Annotated in this window: 13 protein-coding genes; 5 read left to right on the top strand and 8 right to left on the bottom strand. The window is 64.8% G+C overall.

Annotated elements, in window-relative coordinates; all coding sequences use genetic code 11:
* Positions 1 to 374 precede the first annotated feature (374 nt).
* The 4 genes from gltB to EA187_RS21055 all read left to right on the top strand — a co-directional run bounded on the left by gltB (position 375) and on the right by EA187_RS21055 (position 6,704).
* The gene (gltB, locus tag EA187_RS08350; protein WP_127779956.1) at positions 375 to 4,853 is read left to right on the top strand and encodes a glutamate synthase large subunit; all 4,479 of its coding nucleotides are present in this window, start codon (positions 375 to 377) and stop codon (positions 4,851 to 4,853) included.
* 114 nt (positions 4,854 to 4,967) lie between these two features.
* Positions 4,968 to 6,083 carry an AAA family ATPase gene (locus EA187_RS08355; RefSeq protein WP_127779957.1) on the top strand — a complete coding sequence of 372 codons (1,116 nt, stop codon included), beginning with the start codon at positions 4,968 to 4,970 and terminating at the stop codon, positions 6,081 to 6,083.
* On the top strand, positions 6,080 to 6,385 hold the full coding sequence (locus EA187_RS20955; RefSeq protein WP_127779958.1) for a DUF4276 family protein: 306 nt from the start codon (positions 6,080 to 6,082) through the stop codon (positions 6,383 to 6,385). The genes EA187_RS08355 and EA187_RS20955 overlap by 4 nt, the downstream gene beginning before the upstream one ends.
* 136 nt (positions 6,386 to 6,521) lie before the next feature.
* Positions 6,522 to 6,704: a DUF4276 family protein gene (locus EA187_RS21055; RefSeq protein ID WP_430687895.1), complete on the top strand. Its 183-nt coding sequence runs from the start codon at positions 6,522 to 6,524 to the stop codon at positions 6,702 to 6,704.
* Positions 6,705 to 7,184: 480 nt separating this feature from the next.
* Here EA187_RS21055 and EA187_RS08370 read toward each other — a convergent pair whose 3' ends face one another.
* The 8 genes from EA187_RS08370 to EA187_RS08405 form a co-directional block, all read right to left on the bottom strand.
* Positions 7,185 to 7,985, bottom strand: coding sequence for a hypothetical protein (locus tag EA187_RS08370; protein ID WP_127779959.1), 801 nt, complete (start codon positions 7,983 to 7,985; stop codon positions 7,185 to 7,187).
* 466 nt (positions 7,986 to 8,451) lie between these two features.
* On the bottom strand, positions 8,452 to 9,012 hold the full coding sequence (locus tag EA187_RS08375) for a hypothetical protein (RefSeq protein ID WP_115606142.1): 561 nt from the start codon (positions 9,010 to 9,012) through the stop codon (positions 8,452 to 8,454).
* A gap of 414 nt (positions 9,013 to 9,426) precedes the next feature.
* Positions 9,427 to 10,716 carry a hypothetical protein gene (locus EA187_RS08380; RefSeq protein ID WP_127779960.1) on the bottom strand — a complete coding sequence of 430 codons (1,290 nt, stop codon included), beginning with the start codon at positions 10,714 to 10,716 and terminating at the stop codon, positions 9,427 to 9,429.
* 271 nt (positions 10,717 to 10,987) lie between these two features.
* Positions 10,988 to 11,731 carry a pentapeptide repeat-containing protein gene (locus EA187_RS08385; protein WP_127779961.1) on the bottom strand — a complete coding sequence of 248 codons (744 nt, stop codon included), beginning with the start codon at positions 11,729 to 11,731 and terminating at the stop codon, positions 10,988 to 10,990.
* A gap of 435 nt (positions 11,732 to 12,166) precedes the next feature.
* Entirely contained in the window at positions 12,167 to 12,727 is a 561-nt protein-coding gene (locus EA187_RS08390; protein ID WP_115606136.1) for a hypothetical protein, read from the bottom strand.
* A 283-nt stretch (positions 12,728 to 13,010) separates the two neighbouring features.
* Positions 13,011 to 14,165, bottom strand: a complete 1,155-nt coding sequence (locus EA187_RS08395) for a methyl-accepting chemotaxis protein (protein WP_127779962.1) — start codon at positions 14,163 to 14,165, stop codon at positions 13,011 to 13,013.
* An 89-nt stretch (positions 14,166 to 14,254) separates the two neighbouring features.
* Positions 14,255 to 14,905, bottom strand: coding sequence for a potassium channel family protein (locus EA187_RS08400; protein WP_115606132.1), 651 nt, complete (start codon positions 14,903 to 14,905; stop codon positions 14,255 to 14,257).
* Between the two features lie 81 nt (positions 14,906 to 14,986).
* Complete coding sequence (locus tag EA187_RS08405; RefSeq protein ID WP_127779963.1) at positions 14,987 to 17,053, bottom strand: TrkH family potassium uptake protein; 2,067 nt, start codon at positions 17,051 to 17,053, stop codon at positions 14,987 to 14,989.
* A 176-nt stretch (positions 17,054 to 17,229) separates the two neighbouring features.
* On the opposite strand from EA187_RS08405, the gene EA187_RS08410 reads away from it, so the two are divergent.
* Positions 17,230 to 21,108, top strand: coding sequence for a protein kinase domain-containing protein (locus tag EA187_RS08410; RefSeq protein ID WP_127779964.1), 3,879 nt, complete (start codon positions 17,230 to 17,232; stop codon positions 21,106 to 21,108).
* The last annotated feature ends 10 nt before the right edge of the window (positions 21,109 to 21,118 follow it).

Here is a 21,118-nt window from a genome sequence, read left to right on the forward strand (position 1 = left end):
AATGGTTTGGAAAGTTCATGCGGCAACTACGCTGACACAGGGGGGGACGAGTACCAGATCGAGTTCGAGATCGAGCCCGAGATCGTGTTCGCTCACAACCACCAGCCCCCGCCACGCCACCCCCTCAACCCGCGCCCTCACGAATCGACCCACTCCGCAAACCCCATCGCCCCACAACCACACAACCACACAACCACACAACCACCTAACCACAAACCGCACGCCCCCCAACCCGAGTCGTCCCGGCACGCTCGGCACTTGAAGCCCACCTCCCCGCGCCAACAATTTGGCACCTGGCCCGATCGTAACGCTCTTACACCCGAGCTGCGCCCGCGCCTCTCCGCCCAGGTCGTCTCGCTGTACCAGGATGTCCCGTGACCCCACACTCCCTCGCCGACCCCCGCTTTCCCCTCTACCAGCCGGGCTACGAGCACGACGGCTGCGGCGTGGGCTTTGTCGCCGACACCCGCGGCGCCCCCCGCCACGACCTGCTGCGCATGGCCACCGACGCCCTGGCCAACCTCACCCACCGCGGGGCGGTCGACGCCGACACCCGTACCGGCGACGGCGCCGGTGTGCTCTTTGCGCTGCCTGCGACCTTCTTCGCCAACTTAAGCGACGAGCTCCGGCTGCCCCGCAAGGGGGGCCCCATCGGCGTGGGTGTGTTTTTTCTGCCTCGCCATGCCCCCGACGAACAGCACCAGATCCGCCGGCTTATCGCCGACATCCTCCACGAGCGCGGCTTTTCAGACTTCGCCTGGCGCCCCGTCCCCACTCGCCCCGCCGTACTCGGGCTGAAAGCCGCGGCGACCATGCCGCGCATCGAGCAGCTCGTGCTGCCCTTCGACGCCGACATCGCACCGCGGGTCGCTGATCAGAGGCTCTACGCCCTGCGCCGCACCATCGAGTCGCGTCTGCACCGGGGGCGCCTCACCGCCTACATCGCGTCGATGTCGGCGCGCACCATCGTCTACAAGGGCCTGATGATGGGCGACGCCCTGGCCGAGTTTTACCCGGATCTGCAGCGCGATCTGCCCACCAACTTTGCGCTTTTTCACCAGCGTTTTTCGACCAACACCTTTCCCTCCTGGTCGCTGGCACAGCCCTTTCGGATGCTCGCGCATAATGGCGAGATCAACACGATCCTGGGCAACGCCAACGGCACGCGGCTGCGCCAGGCCGACCTCCACGCCGAGCTCTGGAACGAGGTCATCGACGATCTCAAACCGGTGCTACAGCCCGGCTTTAGCGACTCGGCGCACCTCGACAACGTCGCCGAGCTCTTGACCCTCTCGAGTCGCTCCCCCCTGCACACCCTCACCATGCTCGTGCCCCAGGCCTGGGAGCACGACGCCAACCTCAGCCCCGAGGTACGCGCCTTCTTCGACTACCACGCCAGCCTCAACGAGCCCTGGGACGGCCCCGCCGCCATCACCTACGCCGACGGCCGCTTTGTGGGCGCGCACCTCGACCGCAACGGCCTGCGCCCCCTGCGCGTTTTGCGCACCCACGACGACCTGATCTACGCCTGCAGCGAGGTCGGCGTGCTCAACCTCCCCGAGGAGCGCATCGCCGAGCGATCGCGCCTGGGCCCCGGCCACATGATCGCCGTCGACCTCCAGGAAGGCCGCGTGCTCACCGGCGACACCATCAAACCCGAACTCGCCAGACGCCAGCCCTACCAGCAGTGGCTCGACGAGAACCTGATTCGCATTCCCCAACGACCCGTGGCCGACACCATCGCTCCCGAGCTCGACGACGAGCGGCGCCTGCGCCTGCAGACCTGCTTCGCCTACAGCCGCGAAGAATTTAAATTGACGCTGGAGCCCATGGCCACCACCGGCAAAGAGGCCATCAGCTCGATGGGCGACGACACCCCCATCGCCGCGCTATCGCTGCAGCAACGCCCGCTGGCGCACTTTTTCAAACAGCGTTTTGCCCAGGTCACCAACCCGCCCATCGACCCCATCCGCGAGCGCCACAACATGTCGCTGAGCGTGCACCTGGGCCGCCGCCGAAACTGGCTCACCGAGACCCCCGCGCACGCCCGCCAGGTCGCCCTTGACGCCCCCGTCCTCACCGCCGCCGAGATGCAGGCCCTCCACCACGCGCTGCCACCGGAGCGTATCGCCACCCTCGACGCCACGTTCCCCGCCGCGGATGGCCCCGCAGGCCTTAAAAAAGCCCTCGACACTCTGAGCCAGAACGCCCTCGACGCCATCGCCGCCGGCGCCGAGATCCTCATCGTCAGCGACCGCCAGGTCGCCCCCGAACGCGCCCCCATTCCCATGCTCCTGGCCGTCGGCGCGCTCGGCACCGATCTGCTCAAAACCGATCTTCGCCTGCGCGCCTCGCTCATCGTCGAGAGCGCCGAACCCCGCGACTCCCACTTCATCGCCACGCTGCTGGGCTTTGGCGCGAGCGCCGTCTTTCCCTACCTGGCCATCGAGACTCTGCTGGCCGACCTGGAGCTTGAGACGTCGCCGGCGGAGCGCATCCAGAACTTTCTAAAATCCCAGCACCTGGGGCTGTTGAAAATCATGAGCAAGATGGGCATCAGCGTGCTCGGAAGCTACCGCGGCGCCCAGATCTTCGAGGCCATCGGCCTTGGCCCCGACGTCGTTGAGCGCGCCTTCCCCAACACCCCCTCCCCCATCGCCGGCCTCACCCTCGACGACCTTGCCGAAGACGCACTTTTGCGCCACGCCCGCGCCTTTGAGCCCGACGCGCCCGACGCGCCGGTCGATCTGGGGCTTTTGCGCTTTCGCCGCAGCGGCGAAACCCACGCCTGGAGCCCGCAGCACCTGGGCGCGATGAACCGCCTTCGCAAACACAAGCCCGGCGCCTACGCCACATTCACCGCCGCCTCCGCAGCTCTGCCCCCCCTGCAACTCCGAGATCTGCTGCAACCCACCGCCCTGCGCCCGGCCATCCCCCTCGATGAGGTCGAGCCCACCGACGCCATCTGCCGCCGCTTCTCCACCGCCGCCATGTCATTGGGCTCGCTCTCCCCGGAGGCCCACCGCGCCCTGGCCGTGGCCATGAACCGCCTGGGCGCCCGCAGCAACACCGGCGAAGGCGGCGAAGACCCGGAGCGCTACACCCTGGATGCGCACGGCGACGACGCCAACGCCCGCATCAAACAGATCGCCTCGGGCCGCTTCGGCGTCTCGCCGCTCTATCTGGTCAAAGCCCGCGAGCTCGAGATCAAGATGGCCCAGGGCGCCAAACCCGGCGAAGGCGGCCAACTCCCCGGCCATAAGGTCACCCCCTACATCGCCTATTTGCGCCACGCCACCCCGGGCGTCCCGCTGATCTCCCCGCCGCCCCACCACGACATCTACTCCATCGAAGATCTGGCGCAGCTGATCTACGACCTCAAAGCCATCAACCCCCAGGCCGAGGTCTGCGTCAAACTCGTCGCCACCGCCGGCGTGGGCACCATCGCCGCCGGCGTCGCCAAGGCCCTGGCCGACACCATCCTGATCAGCGGCCACGATGGCGGCACCGGCGCCTCCCCCGTCACGTCTGTCAAAAACGCCGGCATCCCCTGGGAGATTGGCCTGGCCGAAACCCAGCAGACCCTGCGCCTCAACGGCCTGCGTGAGCGCGTCAAACTCCGCGTCGACGGCGGCCTCAAAACCGGCCGCGACATCATCATCGCCGCCCTGCTCGGCGCCGAGGAGTTCAACTTCGGCACCGCCGCGCTGGTCGCGCTCGGCTGCCGCTACGTCCGCCAATGCCACCTGGACACCTGCCCGGTCGGCATCGCCACCCAGCGCGAAGATCTCCGCAAAAAATTCGAGGGCGACCCCGACATGATCGTCGCCTACTTCCAGAGCGTGGCCCAGGAAGTCCGCGAGCTCTTAAGCCAGCTCGGCGCCCCAAGCCTCGACGCCATCATCGGCCGCAGCGACCTCCTCAAACACCTCCCCCACCCCGACCATCCCCGCGCCCACCGCCTCGATCTCTCGCCCTTGATGGCCGCCCCCGACCCCGTCCACGGCGCGACCTTCCACACCTGGCCCGGCCCCTCCACGGCCCCCTCCCCCCTCAACGCGCGCATCGCCCGCGACTGCTCAGAAGCGCTCTCCACCGGCCAGCCTCTGCGCCTCGACTACCCCATCGCCAACACCGACCGCACCACCGGCGCCCGCTTAAGCGGCCTCATCGCCCTCCAGGAGCGCGACACTCCCCTCCCCGAGGCCACCTTCGACCTGCACTTCAAAGGCACCGCCGGCCAGTCCTTCGGCGCCTTCCTCAACCACGGCGTCGCCCTGACCCTGCGCGGCGCCGCCAACGATTATGTGGCCAAAGGCATGGGCGGCGGCCGCATCGTCATCACCCCCGACGCCGACCTCACCCCCCTCGACGAAACAACGTCGCACCACACCCTGGCCGGAAACACGCTGCTCTACGGCGCCACCGCCGGAGAACTCTTCATCGCCGGCTTAACCGGCGAACGTTTTGCCGTCCGCAACAGCGGCGCGCTCAGCGTCACCCACGGCACCGGCGACTACGCCTGCGAATACATGACCGGCGGCATCTGCGTCTTCTTAGGCCCCGTCGGCCACCACTTCGCCGCCGGCATGACCGGCGGCCTGGCCTTCGTCCACGACCCCCACGACCGCCTCCCCACCCGCACCCAGGCCTCCGACGTCGAGCTGTCCCGCCCCGCCGAAGACGACCACGACACCACCGAGCTGCACCGCCTGATCGCGCGCCACTTTGAGCTCACAAAAAGCCCGATCGCCGAGGCAATGCTGGCCGATTGGCCCGCAAAGGTCAGCGAGTTTTATAAGGTCACGCCACGCGCCATCCTGGCGCTCAAGAAGGCGGAGGGGGTGGCGTGACCGTTGACGAAGCCTGAGCGCTCACAGAAGCTGGCCCCTGTGACTCGATTACGAGACCGTCGCGAGATTTGATTCGCCGCGGCCCGCGCTCAACCACCTTCAGAAGGTGAACCCGTGAGTTTCGCACAACCCATCGATCGGCTCAGCATTTCGGGCTTCAAATCACTTCAAAACGTGGAGGATCTGGAGCTTCGCGCCATCAACGTCCTTATCGGAGCCAATGGTGCCGGTAAGAGTAACTTCGTGAGTTTCTTTCACATGCTCACCGAGATGATGGCCGGCCGCCTTCAATCTTGGACCCGCAAGCAAGGATCTGCCAACCGCATTGTGAGCTTCGGCATAAAGGAAACAAAGAGATTAAGCGCCCACCTATTTTTTGGAGACCACGGCTACTACTTCACTCTAGAACCAACCATTGAGGGAGGTTTTGCCTTTCGGATGGAAATCGCAGAACCCAGCGGATACACGGCAGTTAACCGCGGACATATAGAGGCGGAGATCCCCAAAATTTACCACCGCCGACCGGACGTTAAAGACGACATCTATTGCTGCTACGAATCCATCTCCAACTGGAAGACCTTCCACTTCCACGACACCAGCGACACCGCCGGCGTCAAGCGTCTGGGCTCGCTGCACGACAACGACTATCTGCGCCCGGACGCCTCCAACCTCGCGGCCTTCCTCTACCGGCTCAAGCACGAGCATGAGGCCACCTACGAGCAGATCCGCAAGACGGTGAGTCTCGCGATCCCCTTCTTCGACGATTTCGTGCTCAAGCCCCAGGCCCTCCCCACCGAGGAGGAGCAGATTCGGCTGCTCTGGCGCCAGAAAGACAGCGACTACCCCTTCTGGCCCAGCCAGCTCTCGGATGGCTCCATTCGTTTCATCTGCCTGGCCACCGCGCTGCTGCAGCCCGAGCCCCCCTCGACCATCATTATCGATGAACCGGAGCTGGGGCTTCACCCCTACGCCATCACGCTCCTGGGGTCGTTGATCCGCTCGGCCTCAAAGCGCATGCAGCTCATCGTCTCGACACAGTCGGTGCCCCTCGTCAACGAGTTCTCCATCGAAGACCTGATCATCGTGGAGCGCGAAAACGGCGCCTCGGTCTTTCGTCGCCACGACGAAAAGGACTTTGAACTCTGGCTAGAGGAGTACACGGTCGGCGAGTTGTGGGAGAAGAATGTGCTGGGGGGTAGGCCGGGGCCGGATGGGGGGGCAGGGCAATGACGCGCGTCTGCATCATCTGTGAAGGGCAGACCGAAGAGACCTTCGTCAACGATGTCCTGGTCCGCCCTTTTGCGCATCGAGGCGTATACCTCTCGGCCGCCCTGATCGGAAAACCCGGCCATAAAGGCGGTCGCGTCAACCTGCAACGCCTCACGCGCGACCTTCGCGCCATCCTGGGCGACCCCGCCATCTACTGCACCACCTTCTTCGACTTCTACGGCCTCCCCGCCGACTCTCTTGTAATTCCCCAACCCGACCGCATCCAGGGCGACGATTGGCAAGGAGCCAGGAGGAGCGTGTAGCAGCGCTACCGCGACGACGCAGCGACGCAGCCAGCGTCGTCCTGGGGCGGTCGGCGCCCTGGCCCGAGGCATCGACCAATCCCAACTCGCCGGCGCCTTCCACGACATTCGCGACGCCTTCGCCACCCCGGAAGATATCAACGACTCACCACAGACGGCCCCCTCCAAACGCCTGGCCGTCCACTATCCCCCCTACGACAAAGTCCTCCACGGCTCGATCGCCGCGCTGGACATCGGTCTGCCCGTCATCCGCGATGCGTGCCCGCTCTTCGATGGTTGGCTCAGCACGCTCGAAGCACTGGGCCCCTCCGAAGCGTGAGTGGCGAGTTTTGCCAACAGATTGGCGACTCAGACCCCTTACCTCCCGGTCTGTTCGCAACAGATCGGCTACTCAGGCCCCTTACCTCCCGGTCTGTTAACAACAGATCCACGACTCAGACCCCTTACCTGCCCTTCTGTTCGCAACAGATCGGCTACTCAGACCCCTTACCTGCCCTTCTGTTCGCAACAGATCGGCTACTCAGACCCCTTACCTGCCCTTCTGTTCGCAACAGATCGGCTACTCAGGCCCCTTACCTCTCGTTCTGTTCGCGACAGAACGACGACTCAGCCTTCTCCCGCATGATAAAAACCCCGAGCGCATCCAGGGCGAAGTCCAGCAAGGAGGCAGGGATGAAGCTGTGGCAGCGCCACCGCGAATCCCTGACGACGACGCTGGCTTCGTCCTGGGGCGCTCGGCACAAAAAAAGCCCTCCGGACTCACCGAAGGGCTCCAAATCACGCTTACACCATCGACGCTTTACTCACCCGAAGGTTCGACAACCGGCGTCGGCTGCACCGGCGGCGCGTCATTCAACACGACCTCCCCGGCGTCCGGGGCGTCGGCGTCGGCGCTCGCGGCACCACCGGGACGGCCCGAGCTTCGATACATGGAGTTGAGCGGCAACATCAGCTGCCGCAGGCTCTCATTCTCATTGAGCGAGAGCGCCCCCTCCACAAACTGCCGGGCGGCGACATAGGCGCGGCGAGCCTCGTCGCGGGCTGCGAAGAGCTTCTGCATGGCGAGCACCGCGTCGGAGTTTTCGGCGTTGGCGGCCTTCTGCGCCTGCACGAATCCATCAAAGGCAACCTGCGCCTCGATGACCACCGCGTGCTCCGTGCCGAGCGCGTCGTTGGCGTAGGTCAGCGCGACCTCCATCACCGCCCGCGAGCGGTCCAGGCCCAGGGCCCGAAAGCCCGAGGGGGGCAGCGGCATCCCCCGCTCCAGACGCTCCTTCAAGAGCGCCGGGTTCGCCGTCACATCGGCCACCGCCAGATAATAGTTCGACTGCGCCGTGGCATAGAGACGCTCGTACGCCCCCTCCATCGCCACATCGGCCTGCGCCACCGCCTCGGCCGCCCGCGCCGCCTCCTCGCTCTCGGCCAGCGCCTCGCCCACCGCCGCGCTGTAGGGCAAAAGCGCCTCGTCGAGCAGATCCGCCGCAAGCACCAGCGCCTGCTGCCCGCGCGCATGCGCGGTCTTGGGCGCCATCGTACGAACCTGATCCGCAGCCCGCTCCATCCACGCCTTCAACGTCAGATCAAAATGGGTCTCAGACATCGCATAACTCCTTATTCAGAAGCTCCGCCCATCCCCCGAGCGCGCCACGCAAGCCTCGCTGCACCATTGCAGACGCCCGCTCGCCACGCGCCGGATTACCAGCAGCGGTGTCTCCCCCCCGGGGGAGACGGTGTGTTTACGAATGCCTCGGTTTTGCCACGAAGGGGGGTGGGGGGGCAAGGGGTGGTGGCGCGGGGGTTTGGGGAGTGTGGGGGGATTCGGGTGGGGTGTTGGGGGGGGCGTTTTGTGGTTAGGTGGTTGGGTGGTTGGGTGGTTGTGAGGCATCGGGGTTCGCGATGTGGGGCGATTCGTGAGGACCATCGGGGTTCGCGCGTCGGCACCCCGCACACCAAAAGCCCCGAACGCAACCAGGGCGGCGACTGGCAAGGAGGCTGGGATGAAGCTGTAGCAGCGCTACCGCGAGTCCCAGACGACACAGCCAGCGTCGTCCTGGGGCGCTCGGCTCTCACTTCGCCTCAACCGGCAAATGCAACCTCAAGCCCACATGATGCGCCGGCATCCAGGCCGGCCGGTCGTGTTGCAGCACGGCCTGGTAGAAATACCCGATCTCAAAGTGTTCGCCGGCATAGTACGCGCCGAGGGTGGCGCCGGGCACCACCCCGCGGCGTTCCACCCCGACGCCCAGGCCCAGCTCCAGGGTCAGGCCCCCGAAGGGGCCCATCCCCGAGAGGCGGCCGCGTCCGTAGAGCGTGCCCCCCTCGATCCGCTCCCAGTTTGAAGGCACCACGAGGGTAAAATCGACGCCGACGCCTGCGCGAACCATGGTGTTCATGCGGGCGAAGGGAAAGCGCGACTCGCAGGCATACATATAACCCGCGCCGAGCCCGATCCGGTCATTGAGGCCGTACTCCAGGCGCAAGCCGGGGACATGCACCCGCGTGTTGACCGTGGTCTCGCGCAACGCCGAGGGCGCCAGAAACTGCTCCTGCGCGCTCGCCAGGGTTGTCGTCATTATCACCGACCCCATCACCACCAGCGCCACCGCCACGTTCGAACTGCTCGCCATGCCATACTCCTCAATCACAAACACCACGGGCCCCCACAAGGGGTGCCCCTACGGTTGGGCACACGCTGCCGCGCTCCCCCAGACGCCCTCACGAATCGACCACCGCCCGCGCCCCCCCGGCGTCCCACAACCACACAACCACACAAGCCCATAACCACAAAGCGACCCCCCCAACGCCCTCACGAACCGCAAGCCCCCCAACCCGAGCGCATCCAGGGCGGCGACTGGCAAGGAGCCAGGACGAAGCTGTGGCAGCGCCACCGCGAGGACGCAGCGACACAGCCAGCGTCGTCCTGGGGCGCTCGGCACCGAGCGCATCCAGGGCGGGGATAGCAAGGAGGCTGGGATGAAGCTGTAGCAGCGCTACCGCGAATCCCAGACGACACAGCCAGCGTCGTCCTGGGGCGCTCGGCATCAAAACACCAACGTAAACCTCGTCGCCTCCCGAATCTCCACCCCCTGACTCCCGGCCACGTTCCCAAAGGTGCCTTCGACACTGTGGATGCGGCCCTCCTCCACGTTGAACATCGTGGTCGCGTCCACCTCAGAGGTCAGCGTCGGGGAGGCCGCGCCGACCATGGCCATGTCGGCGTCGAACTCATCATCGAAAAAATCGTCATCGCCAAAATCGTCGCCGAAGCCATTGTCGCTCTCGTCGAGGGCCCGGCCGGCGGCGACGGTGCCGTCGATCATCTGCTGGCTGTCGACATCGAGCTCGATGCGAAGGGTGCCGCAGGAGTTCGCCTCACATGACCGCTTCGGACCGGCGGTGGTTTTGACCTTGCCGACGGGGAAATCCGCCTCGAAGACGTCGCCGGCGGCGACGGTGCCCTCGGGAAGCTCCAGCAGGCTGAGCACCTGCACGGGCAGCACGTCGAGGTGCTGCACCGGGCGCTCCTGCTCCTCGGTGCGGGTCTGGCGAGTGCGCTCGACCTGGCGGGTCCCCGCGTGAAGGGTTACGCGGCCGGTGTTGGGGTCGATGCGGGCCGAAGAGCTCACCTCCACGCCGTCGACGGTCGAGCTCATCGAGATGCCGTCTTCGCCCACCTCGTAGCGCAGCACCGCGACGGGCCCCTCCTCGGTGATCTCGACGACCACGCGCTCAAAGAACTCCAGGCGCCCGCTGCGATCCATATACGCCCGCAGGGTGCGCACCTCTTCGGGCAGATCGTCAACGCTTGTCGCACCGCCCCACTGGCCGCGCATCTCCATCGCGTCGACGTGGAACGCAAGCTCGTAGCGCCCGTCGGCGGCCATGCCCACCACCTCCATGCGCATGGTGGTGCTCATCTCGACGCGATCTTTAAAGAGCGGCGAGTCACCACCGCCCATCATCGCCCCCATCATGGCCCCCATCTGCCCGCCCATCTTCATCTCAATATCGCTGGTGGCTTCGTAACGAAGCTCCAGCTCCTCGCCCACCTCGAGCTTCCACTCCCAGATCTCGGCCTGCGCGCTGGCCCGGGGGGGCGCGGACTCCGAGCGCTCCTCCACGGCTTCGATGTCGACCTCTTCGACCTCGACCTCCGCCGCGACCTGCTGCTCCTCGACCTCCGCCGGGGCCGTCGAGGCCTGCTGCACCTGAGCGGCATCATCACCCTGCGCCGGGCGCTCCCGGGGCGCTTCGGTGACGTAGACGTAGGTGGGGGTGCAGCCGCTCACTCCAAACATCGCGGCGAGAATCAGGGTCTTCTTCCAGCTCATACAAACCTCTCCAAATCAGTCTCAATTGTGGTGAACCGATCGCGTTGAAAAAATACGCATCGTTTGCGCGTGGCCCTTTATACGCGGAGGGGGGCGAGGGATTCAAAACGTTCGGGTGGGGGGTGACACTGGCGACACTGGCACTCGGGCTCGGGCTCGCTCCCCCCAACCCGACCGCAGCCAGCGTCGTCCCGGGGCGGTCAACACGCCAAAAAAAAGGCCCCCGCAGCTATCGGGAGCCTCCAAACGACCGAGAAATATAGAAAGAAAATTACAACTCCTCGCCAGTAGAACTGGCGCATCCGCCAGGCTCACCTTCATAAACAATCGTCGAGCCATCCGGGCAAAATCCACTGATAAAATGAATCTTTTGTGCCTGTTCTTCGCTCAAATTCGTACCCCGAAGATCCACAAAAATCATCAGCGTCTCGCCAAACACCGAACCCCTGAAATCAACATCATTCAAAACGACATTGATGAAACGATCATTTTCAAAATTCAAATCCCTTCGGTCGCGCCCACTCCAATCGACATCCATATGCATATGGCGATTTAGAATATCGGGCTCTTCCTGCCACACATGAAACACCCCACGTGTCGCATGCCAGGGGTCGGCGTCAAACTCGGGCGATGAATCTAGCAGGCCATTTCGCCTCAAAAGCAACGAGAAGCGAGCTTCATTGATCATATCGGCATTGGGATTGTCGACATGCTGGTATCCCCCCGAAATATCAACAGGTTCACCCTCATGGTAGAGCACATACGCCAGCGTCGACCGATACTTCTCAGGCAACAACGTGTGATCGACCGTGATGAGCTTTAGCGAAGCAGGAACACGATTGGGGATGTCCTGAATCGCCATTTGCGCGATAGGGCACGTTGAGCTTCGATAGATCGCCAGAATGGTGTCGCCTTCCTCGGGCAACGGGCTCCAGGAAACAATCTTTGCGAGCGGGTGCTCCTCCGGTGTTTCTCTCAGCGTTACACGCGAATATGCTTCGTGATCCGGAGTCACGACGATCGCATCGTTTCGGGTGGGAGTACTCGATTCAGGTATGGAAGACGAAGCGACCTGGTGTGAGATGGCAGGAGTTACCTTTGATGTTAAACCCGACGCACATCCAGCTTGCGTCCCCAAAACACATACCAAGCCTAACATCAACCTACAGCCAACATCATTCATTAAACCCATCTACGATAACCCCACACTTAAATCAGATTTACACCGAGTCCCACATCGAGACGCATGCTCGAAATCAAACAAACAAAAAGCCCCGCACCTAACGCAACGTTCAAATACACATTAAGCGTTGCAAAGCCTTTTTCCGCATACCCAAAAACCCAACCGCATCCAGGGCGGCGATTGGCAAGGAGCCAGGACGACGCTGTAGCAGCGCTACTGCGAGGACGCAGCGACGCAGCCAGCGTCGTCCTGGGGCGGCCATCCAACTCAATGTGGCATGAGCGGGATATGAAAACGCAACCCCACATTATGCGTGCTCATCCACGCCGGCCGGTAGCTCTGCAGCACGGCCTGATAGAAATACCCGACCTCAAACTGCTTCCCGGCGTAATACGCCCCGATGGTCGCGCCCGGCACCACGCCGCGGCGCTCAACCCCGCCGCCCAGCCCCAGCTCCAGCGTCACGCCGCCCGAGGGCCCCACACCCGAGAGGCGGCCGCGGCCGTAGAGGGTGATGGCCTCCAGCCCGCCCCAGTCCGAGGGAACCACAAAGCTCACATCGGCGCCGCCACCGGCGCGAAAGAGGGTCTCGACGCCGGCAAAGGCAAAGGTCGTCTCGTAGGCGTACATATAGCCCACGCCCAGCCCGAACACCTCCGAGAAGCCGTAATCAAAACGCAGCCCGGGCATATGCACCCGCTGGCTGGTCTTGGTCAGCTGGAGTTCTTCCTTGTTGACGAGGCTTCCCTGCGCGCTGGCCAGAGTCGCCGTCCCCATCACCGCACACATCGCCACCAGCGCCACTGCAACCTTTGAACTGCTCACCATCACACCCTCCTTTTTTCGTATTCATCAGCAAAATCAGATATCTACACTTCCAAACGCGTACCCCGGCGGCCCTCACGAATCGACCAGCATCGAGCATGTTTCAAGCCCCACAACCACCCAACCACACAACCACACAACCACAACCCGCATACCCCCCAACGCCCTCACGAATCGACCCACACCATCAACCCGAGCGCCCCAAAACCACCCAACCACACAACCACCCAACCACAACCCGCATACCCCCCAACGCCCGCACAAACCTCCCCACAACGCGGCCCTCTTAGTCCACCGAGCTCCTCCCCACCGACCCCGCCCCCGGCGACGGCGACGGCTCCTCCGGCGGAGAGTTCTCAGGCGTTGAGGCGTCGTCGGAGACATCGAGCCTCTGCACCAACCAGCCCACCGGGCGGCCATCCTGGGTGGCCAGCAGACGAATCTCCACGTCGATTCCTTCAAACTGAGCCTCGATGACCGCCGGCTCATGCGTCTCGCGAAAGGCTTCGAGGATCTCGCGCCGACGCGCCCGCAGCCAGCCCAGCGTCGCCTCGACCACCTCGTGATGATCGACCGTCCAGGTCGAGGCGATCAGATGGCTGTCCAGCCCCACCAGCATCCGCTCGCCAGGAAGCCCCCAGATAAGTCCGAGCACCAGTTGTTTCTGCTGGTTAATGCGCCCGCGCATCTCCGCCTGAAGCTCATCGCGGGCATCGAGCGCGGCGTTGAGCTGACGAGACACCACCCCCAGCTCATCGTTCTCCCGCATATCAAAACGCCTCCAATGCTCGCCGACCAGAATCGCCTCGGCCACCTCGTTGAGCTCCTCCAGACGCAGGAGGATCTTCGACTGCAGCGCGCGGGCCAGAAAGACCATCGAGACCAGCGCCACGGTCACCAGAAGGCCCAGCCATCCGGCCGTCTGCAGGGCTGTCATGCGCGCGTTGCGGTCGGCCTCGATGATCGCCTGGTGGTTGCGATCCAGAAGCTCAAAGGTCTGCTGGCGCGCCTGAATGTAGGAGGGAAAGATCTCCTCGCTGAAGGCGCGCAGCGGCTGCTCATGGCGACGCTCCAGCGTCGCATTGCGCACCTCGACATAGCCGACGTAGTTCGCGCGAACCTCCTCCAGAAGCTCCGCCTCGCCATCGATCGTAGCGTTGGCCTCCGCTCGCCCCAGCGCCGCGTAGAAGGACTGGTCGCTGAGCAGCAACCCCTCCTCAATATTCTCCCGGGTGAGCAGCGCGCTCATCGTCATCGTGTTCTGATGCTCCAGCGCCTCCATCATCTCGACCGAGGCGGTCACGCTGCGAAAATTCTCGCTCAAGATGCGGTCGATGGCCTCACTGATACTGAAGAAGCCAAACGCCGCCCCCCCGGCGGTCAAGAGCACGAGCACGGCCATGTAGCCATAGCCCAGCAACAAACGTGTACGAAGTTTCATCATGGCATCAGCCCACTGCTCAAAAAGATCTTCGGGGGAGGTGGCACAAGCCGGCGCTTACACCGGCGCGGTGCCCCTGCAGCCCGAGCTCAGGCCAGCGAGGCCAGATTGCGAATCGAGTTCACCGAGCCCACCACCACCAGCACATCGCCACTCTGGAGCGACTCGCCACCCATGGGGTTGGCGATGACCTGATCGCCGCGCTGAATCGCCATGATCGAGACGGCGTAGCGGTTACGAATGTCGAGATCGGCCAGGGTTTTGCCCACAAAAGCCTCCGGCGCCTCGACCTCCGCCAGGTTGCTATCCCCCAGCTCCACCTGCTCCAGGATGCTGGGCTGGCTTAAGCGCGCGGCCAACCTTCGGCCCATCTCCTCCTCGGGGTTGACGACCTCATCGGCGCCGATGGCGCGCAAGACCCGCGCGTGCAGATCGCTCATGGCGCGCGCCACAATACGCGGAACGCCCACCTGCTTGAGGAGCGCGGTGGTGAGCACCGAGGCCTCGATCGAATGGGCGCCGATGGCGACCACCACGCAGCTCATCGTCTCCAGCTGCAGCTCCTGCAAGGTGCGCTCATCGGTGGCGTCGGCGCGAATGGCCACATCGGCATCCTGGGAGGCGTTCTCCACCAGCTCCGCGTCCAGGTCGATGGCCATCACCGACTCGCCCTGATGCGCCAGGTTGCGCGCCACGCTCATGCCAAACTGCCCAAGACCAATCACCGCAAACTGACTCATAACTGCTCACGTCTTCACGCCCTGAAAAGCGCGACCTTTCTCAAAAGTTGAATCCCTGCCACATCACGCCCATCGCTCCGATCAGCCCACCATGACGCGGGCCTCCGGGTAGGAGAGCCGGCTGGAGGTGCCGCGCCCGAGCACCAGCGCCAGCGCCAGCGGACCGACGCGACCGATGAAGATCACAAGCACGATCAAGAGCTTACCAATATCGTTAAGCTCGCTGGTCGCTCCCACCGAGAGCCCCACCGTCCCCAGCGCGCTGGCCGCCTCAAAGGCCAACATTTCAAAGGGGATCGGCTGGGTCAACAAGAGCATGAAGAGCAGCGCAAAGCCCAGCATGATGCTGATCACGGTGATGCCCGCCGAGCGGTAGACGATCTCCTGGGGAATCTCGCGCCGAAAGAGCACCACCCGCGGCGTGCCGCTGGCGATGCCGCGCACCGCAAAGAGCAGCACCACAAGGGTGGTCAGCTTGATGCCTCCGGCGGTGGAGCCGGGCGCGCCGCCGATGAACATAAAGAAGATCATAAACCACATCGTCGCCGGGCTCAGCACCGTGGTGTCCACCGAGTTAAAGCCCGAGGAGCGCAGGGTTACGCTCTGCATCAACGCGTTGAAAAAGCGCTCTCGCCAGGTCATATCGGCCAGCACCCCGTTCCACTCGCAGATAAAGAAGAGCACCATCCCGGCCACGATCAGCCCGACGGTGCCAAAACCGATCAGACGAGCCTGCACATTGACCCGGCGCCGCTCCCCGCGCAGCCACTGCCAGGCCACCGCCAGGACCAGAAAGCCCACGCTGCCCAGGGTCACCAGCACCGAGAAGATCGTCAGCGCCAGCGGATCGTCGTGAAACATCATCAACGAGTCCGATTGCAGCGCAAAGCCGGCATGGCAGAACGCCGAGATCGCGTGAAAGACGCCCATCCAGGCCGCCTCCCCAAAGGCGTAGCCGTGGCGCAGATACACCACCGTCAGCCCGATAGCCCCCAGCCCCTCAATGGCCAGGGTTGAGCCCACAATGAACTTCGCCAGGCTATACGAGCTCTGCGATCCGGGCAGATCCAGCACCTCCTCAAGCGCCCGCTCCGCGCGCATGCCCAGACGGCTGCCCAGCAGCAGTGTTGCAAAGGTCGAGAGCACAAGAATCCCGATGCCCCCCATCTGAATCAGCGCCAGAATGACCACGTGGCCAAAAAAGGTGAACGCCACCGGGGTATCGAGCACAATGAGCCCGGTGATGCAGGAGGCGCTCGTCGCTGTAAAAAACGCATCGATCGGGCTGACCGGCACTCCGGTGGCCGAGGCCGCCGGCAGACTCAACAAGAGGGTGCCTACCGCGGTGAGCGTGGCGAAGGTCGTCAGTACCAGCAGCGCCGGATACTCATAGAAATAGTCGAGCACGTCGTTGAAGATCGGCTCGCGGGCCGAGAGCACAAAGAGCATCGCGAACTGATACAGCCCCAGAAGGAGCAGCAGCACCTGGGGACTGCCCAGAAAGAAGGCCATCAAAAAGAGCGGCACCAGAATCAGGAGCGTCCACAGCCGGCGCTCGCGCACCATCGTGCCCACCGCCGGCGCTGTCAGCGCACTGACTGCCATCGCAAAGGCCATCGTGGCGATCACCACGAAGTTCTGACCGCTGAGCTCAAAGCCCACGACCCCCACGTTGAGGATCAGGGAGACCCAGAGCAGGTGACGCACCCCGGCGCCGTTTTTGCGACTCCAGCGATCGAGGCGGCTCTCGCGCTGCTTTCCGCCCATCGCCGCCCGGGAGCGTGGCCCGCTCAAGCGCAGCGGAAAGAGCGTCCAGGCCAACACCACCAGGTTCCAGATCATCGCCCCGGCCGGGATGATGGGGCTGACCGCCAGCGCCGCCATAAACACCCCGATGGAGAGCGAGCAGGTCAGTCCCACCAGCCACACCACCCGCGGGTGGTTGCGCCCGTAGCCCCAGAGCGCGAGCAGGGTCGAGCCCAGCAGCACCATCGTGTAGAGCTGCCCCCACTCGGTGACCTCGTCGGCCCCGCCGAAGTAGCCGTTGGGCATATCCACGGCCAGCTGCGCGAAAGCCGAGAAGATGTTCGCCCCCATAAACCTGGCCGCAGCCAGCCGCCGCTCGGCGCTCGTACCCAGATCCGCCATACGTCAAAACCACATGCAATAGACATCGTATTTGGCCCTCAGCGGGCCAGCTCGGGCCGCATACTCATCCTCCCACCGCCTAAATGCAACTTTTCGCGACGGCGCACGATTGGTATGAGTGAACCTTACGCTTGACGCCGCCCGCGCCACGCAACGCTTCCAACCAGGGAACCCGCATGCAGGCCTTCGCCAACGCCCAGAAAGGCGATCTCCCGGCGCTCAAACCCGGTGATCTGGTCGCCGGCCGCTTCCGCATCGTCGAGATCATCGGCTCCGGGGGCTTCTCCGTCGTCTACCGCGCCCACCAGGAGGGAATGAACCGCTTTGTGGCGCTCAAGGTACTCAAGCCGCGGGCCTCGGCCGACGCCAAGATCGTGGAGCGTTTCCGCCGCGAAGCCCTCTTCGCCAGCCAGCTCACCCACGCCAACACCATCACCCTCTTCGACTACGGCCAGACCGAAGAGGGGCTCTGCTACATCGCCATGGAGTTTCTGCGCGGGCGCGATTTGAGCGACGAGGTCCAGCACGGCCGCCCGATGGATCTCAAGCGGGTCTGGTCGATCCTCACCCAGGTCTGCCGTAGCCTGGCCGAAGCCCACCGCATGGGGCTGATTCACCGCGATCTTAAGCCCGAAAACATCTTTTTGGTCGATCGCGACAACCACGATCACGTCAAAGTCCTCGATTTTGGCGTCTCCAAGGCCTTGAGCGACTTCGGCGATGCCCGCGCAAGCTCGCTGGCCCCGCTCACCCAGGAGGGCACCGTCTTTGGCACGCCCCTCTACATGGCGCCCGAGCAGGCGATGGCCGAAGACATCAGCCCGGCGGTCGACGTCTACGCCCTGGGTCACATCGCCTTTGAGATGATCACCGGACGCGCGGCCTACGACGGGCAGTTAAGCCCGATGGACGTGATGCTCAAGCAGATCAACGATCCCCCCCTGGAGCTTCCCGCCCCCTTTGCCGATCTGCCCTTCTTTGAGCTCATCAAAAGCTGCACCCACAAAGATCCCTACCGACGCATCCGCAACGCCGGCGAGCTGCTCGAGGCGCTGATGCAGGAGGCGTTTCTGCCCTATATGGATCACAGGGAGGTGCCGCCGGGACTGCGCCAGTCCAGTCAGCCGCGCCCCCTGGTGGCATTGCCAGCGGCCGGCGAGGAGCCTGAAGCCCCCGGGCTGGCCGAAGAGATCTACCGCTGGGAGCTCTCGGTGCTCTCCGAGATGCTGCGCGAGGTCCAGGAGTGCGCCCAGCTGCGCCTGGCGGTCATCCGCGGCAACCCCGGCACCGGGCGCAGCAACCTCCTTCGCGCGTTTCTACGCCAGCAAAAAAACCAGCTCGGCGTGCGCCTGATTCACCGCGAGTCCAACCCCTCGGCCACACACGCCACCGCCGGTCTGGAGGCCGATCTGGCGCAGGTCTCCGGGCTGCGCCTGCGCGGCGAGGGCATCAAAGAGGTCAATCGCCTGCTGCGCGAACTTCACGGGGAGCATGACGACGCCACGCTCACCGAGCTGATGCCGGTGCGCATCGACTCCAACCCGTTGAGCGAGCTGACCTCCCTTCGCGACGCCTTTTTAAGCCGCATGGTCGAGCCCTTTCGGCGCGCCTCACGCGTCGGCTCATTGATCTGGGGCATCGAGAATCTGGAGACGCTGGATACCCTCACCCTGGCCTTCCTCGACCGTTTTCTGCGCGAACTTCAGGTGCACCCGGCCCCCATCCTGGTGGTGGTCACCGTGCACCCCGACGCGCTGAGCCGCCGCCCGGGGATGATGCGCTACACCGACGCCATCGTGGAGGCTCCGGCAACCTATGCGCGCCAGCTCCGGCTGCTGGAGCCCGGCGTCCGCAAAGAGGGCCACGCGGAGTCAAACGATGTGCTCCAGGAGCTGGCCGACCTCAGCTCCGGCGCCACCGTCGACGGCTCGTACCTGGGCACATCCTCAGGCCCACTGCGATCTTCCCAGGCCGGAGAAGCATCGGCCGACGCCCCTTCCGCAACACAGGAGCCGGCACTCGCCGCCGAACCCACCGAGGAGGAGATCGCCCGCTGGGCGGCGATGGCCGACGGCGCCCAGCCCCTGATCCCCGAGCCCGACGCGCTCCCCATCGAGACCGTCGAAGCCGCGCCCCGCGCCGAGCTTCGCGAACCCTTCGTCTCCCCGGACCAACCCTCGGATGCGCCACCGGCCGAGATTCACCAGGCCTTCGACGGCGTACTCGGCTACCTGGCCCAGCTCGATGAGCGCGCCATCGAACGCCCCCTCTGGGAGTTCATCTACCACCGGGTGCTCCCCTTTGAGACCACCCGCGTGATGGGTGTGATCCTGGAGCAGGCCGAACGCTTTGGCATCATCCGCCTCAGCGACGACGCCATCGCGTTCAGCGATCAGGAGTACGCCCGCAACCTGCGCCAGGTCTTCGCCGAGCGTGACGATACCATTGAGGCCCACCACAACCTCGCAAAGCTCCTCCACGAGTTCGCCCCCAAACCCACCCCGCGCGATCTTCGACGCATTGTGCATCACGCGATCAAAGGCCACGATTTTGAGCGCGCCATCAGCCTGCTGGTGGAGGCTGGCGAGTCGGCCTACGAGGAGCTCGACCTGGACTCGGCCCGCGAGCATTTTTTGCAGTTCAAAGCCCTGCTCGACGACCTCTCGATGCGCGCTCCCACCCCGCCGGCAGCCTACGTGCCCCACCCCGGCGTGTGGCTGCGTCTTGGCGAAGTCCAGGGCGCGCTTGGCGAGCACGGTGCGGCTGAAGATGCGCTCTTGCGCGCGATCCGCGAGGCCCGCGACGAGGATCACACCCTGCGCGCCAACGCCCACAAACTTCTGGCGGACCTGGCCATGAGCCAGAATCGCTATGAAGACGCGTTGCACCACTACGAGGCGGCCCGCGACCTCTTCAAAAAGACCGCGCTGGCCAGGCCCTATGTGGCGACCCTGGCGGAGATCGGCCGCTGCGCCGTGCTGCTGGGCCGCCCCCGCCAGGCCGAGGGCATCCTCTTGCAGAGCATCGACAAGGCCGAGAAGTTGCAGGACGACGCCCTGCGCGCCCGCCAGCACCGCTACATGGGCGACGTGCTCACCCGCCAGGGGCGTTTTCTGGAGGCGGTCGACCACCTCAAACGCGCCATGGAGATCTTCGACGACAACGATCACCCCCGCGATGTCGTCGCCTGCCTCCAGGAGCTGGGAAGGGCGCATTTTGCCGCCGGGCTCTTTGAGGCCTCCCGCGACAACTTCACCCGTGCGCTGGCGCTGACCTCGACCCATCATCTGCACGACGAGCATACCCCGCATGTGGGACTGGCTCGCGCGCTGGCCGCACTGGAGAACCTGCCACAGGCCGAGCTGCACCTGGTCGAAGCGATGAGCTTCTACGGCACCCGCAACGATATGCTGCGGCGCGCCCGGGTGCAGTTTCACCTGGGCGATCTCTACCTGGCGATGGGCCGCCCGCAGATCGCGCATGAGCATTACGAGCACGTCTTCTACGTGGGGGAGGAGACCGGCCAACGCGAGCTCGCATTCAACGCCCTGGTGCGTCAGGCCTACGCCTGTTTTGACCAGGATGAAGACGCCGCCGCCTTCGAAGCCCTCTCCGAGGCGGTCACCTTCGCCGACGAGGTCGTCGACGCAGAGCAGACCGCGGTGGCCCGCGCGCACATCATCTACCTGCAACTTCTGGGGAGCGGCTTTAAGGCGCGTGGCGAGTTTTTCTCATCCCTGCTGGTCGCCGGCCCGGGGGAGCGAGTGCGGGCGTCGAATGTCCTCTGCGACCTCTTCCGCGCCGATGTGGCGCTGGCCCGCGAGGAGCTCAGCGAGGCCGCCACGCTTCTGGCCCGGGCGCGTCTCAACGCCGCGAGCCTCGGCAGCTACGGGGTCTTCATCGCGCTCGCGCGCCGCGAGCATGAACTCGGCCAGGTGCGCGGGCGTCTGGCCAACCCGCATATCGGAAGCGGCTACGCCATCGGCTCCATCTTGCCCCCGGAGGTCGGCCGGCGCCGCTTTACCTCCACGCGTCTCGGAGCGAGCAAGCGATGAGGCGCTCCCC

It is taken from the genome of Lujinxingia sediminis (assembly GCF_004005565.1).
In the GTDB taxonomy this organism is placed as follows: domain Bacteria; phylum Myxococcota_A; class Bradymonadia; order Bradymonadales; family Bradymonadaceae; genus Lujinxingia; species Lujinxingia sediminis.

What these genes read in the sequence shown, in the direction of transcription:
- EA187_RS20955 (WP_127779958.1), top strand. Translation starts at nt 6,080, where the DNA reads ATGACGCGCGTCTGCATCATCTGTGAAGGGCAGACCGAAGAGACCTTC.
- EA187_RS08370 (WP_127779959.1), bottom strand. Translation starts at nt 7,985, where the DNA reads ATGTCTGAGACCCATTTTGATCTGACGTTGAAGGCGTGGATGGAGCGG.
- EA187_RS08375 (WP_115606142.1), bottom strand. Translation starts at nt 9,012, where the DNA reads ATGGCGAGCAGTTCGAACGTGGCGGTGGCGCTGGTGGTGATGGGGTCG.
- EA187_RS08380 (WP_127779960.1), bottom strand. Translation starts at nt 10,716, where the DNA reads ATGAGCTGGAAGAAGACCCTGATTCTCGCCGCGATGTTTGGAGTGAGC.
- EA187_RS08390 (WP_115606136.1), bottom strand. Translation starts at nt 12,727, where the DNA reads ATGGTGAGCAGTTCAAAGGTTGCAGTGGCGCTGGTGGCGATGTGTGCG.
- EA187_RS08395 (WP_127779962.1), bottom strand. Translation starts at nt 14,165, where the DNA reads ATGAAACTTCGTACACGTTTGTTGCTGGGCTATGGCTACATGGCCGTG.
- EA187_RS08400 (WP_115606132.1), bottom strand. Translation starts at nt 14,905, where the DNA reads ATGAGTCAGTTTGCGGTGATTGGTCTTGGGCAGTTTGGCATGAGCGTG.
- EA187_RS08405 (WP_127779963.1), bottom strand. Translation starts at nt 17,053, where the DNA reads ATGGCGGATCTGGGTACGAGCGCCGAGCGGCGGCTGGCTGCGGCCAGG.
- EA187_RS08410 (WP_127779964.1), top strand. Translation starts at nt 17,230, where the DNA reads ATGCAGGCCTTCGCCAACGCCCAGAAAGGCGATCTCCCGGCGCTCAAA.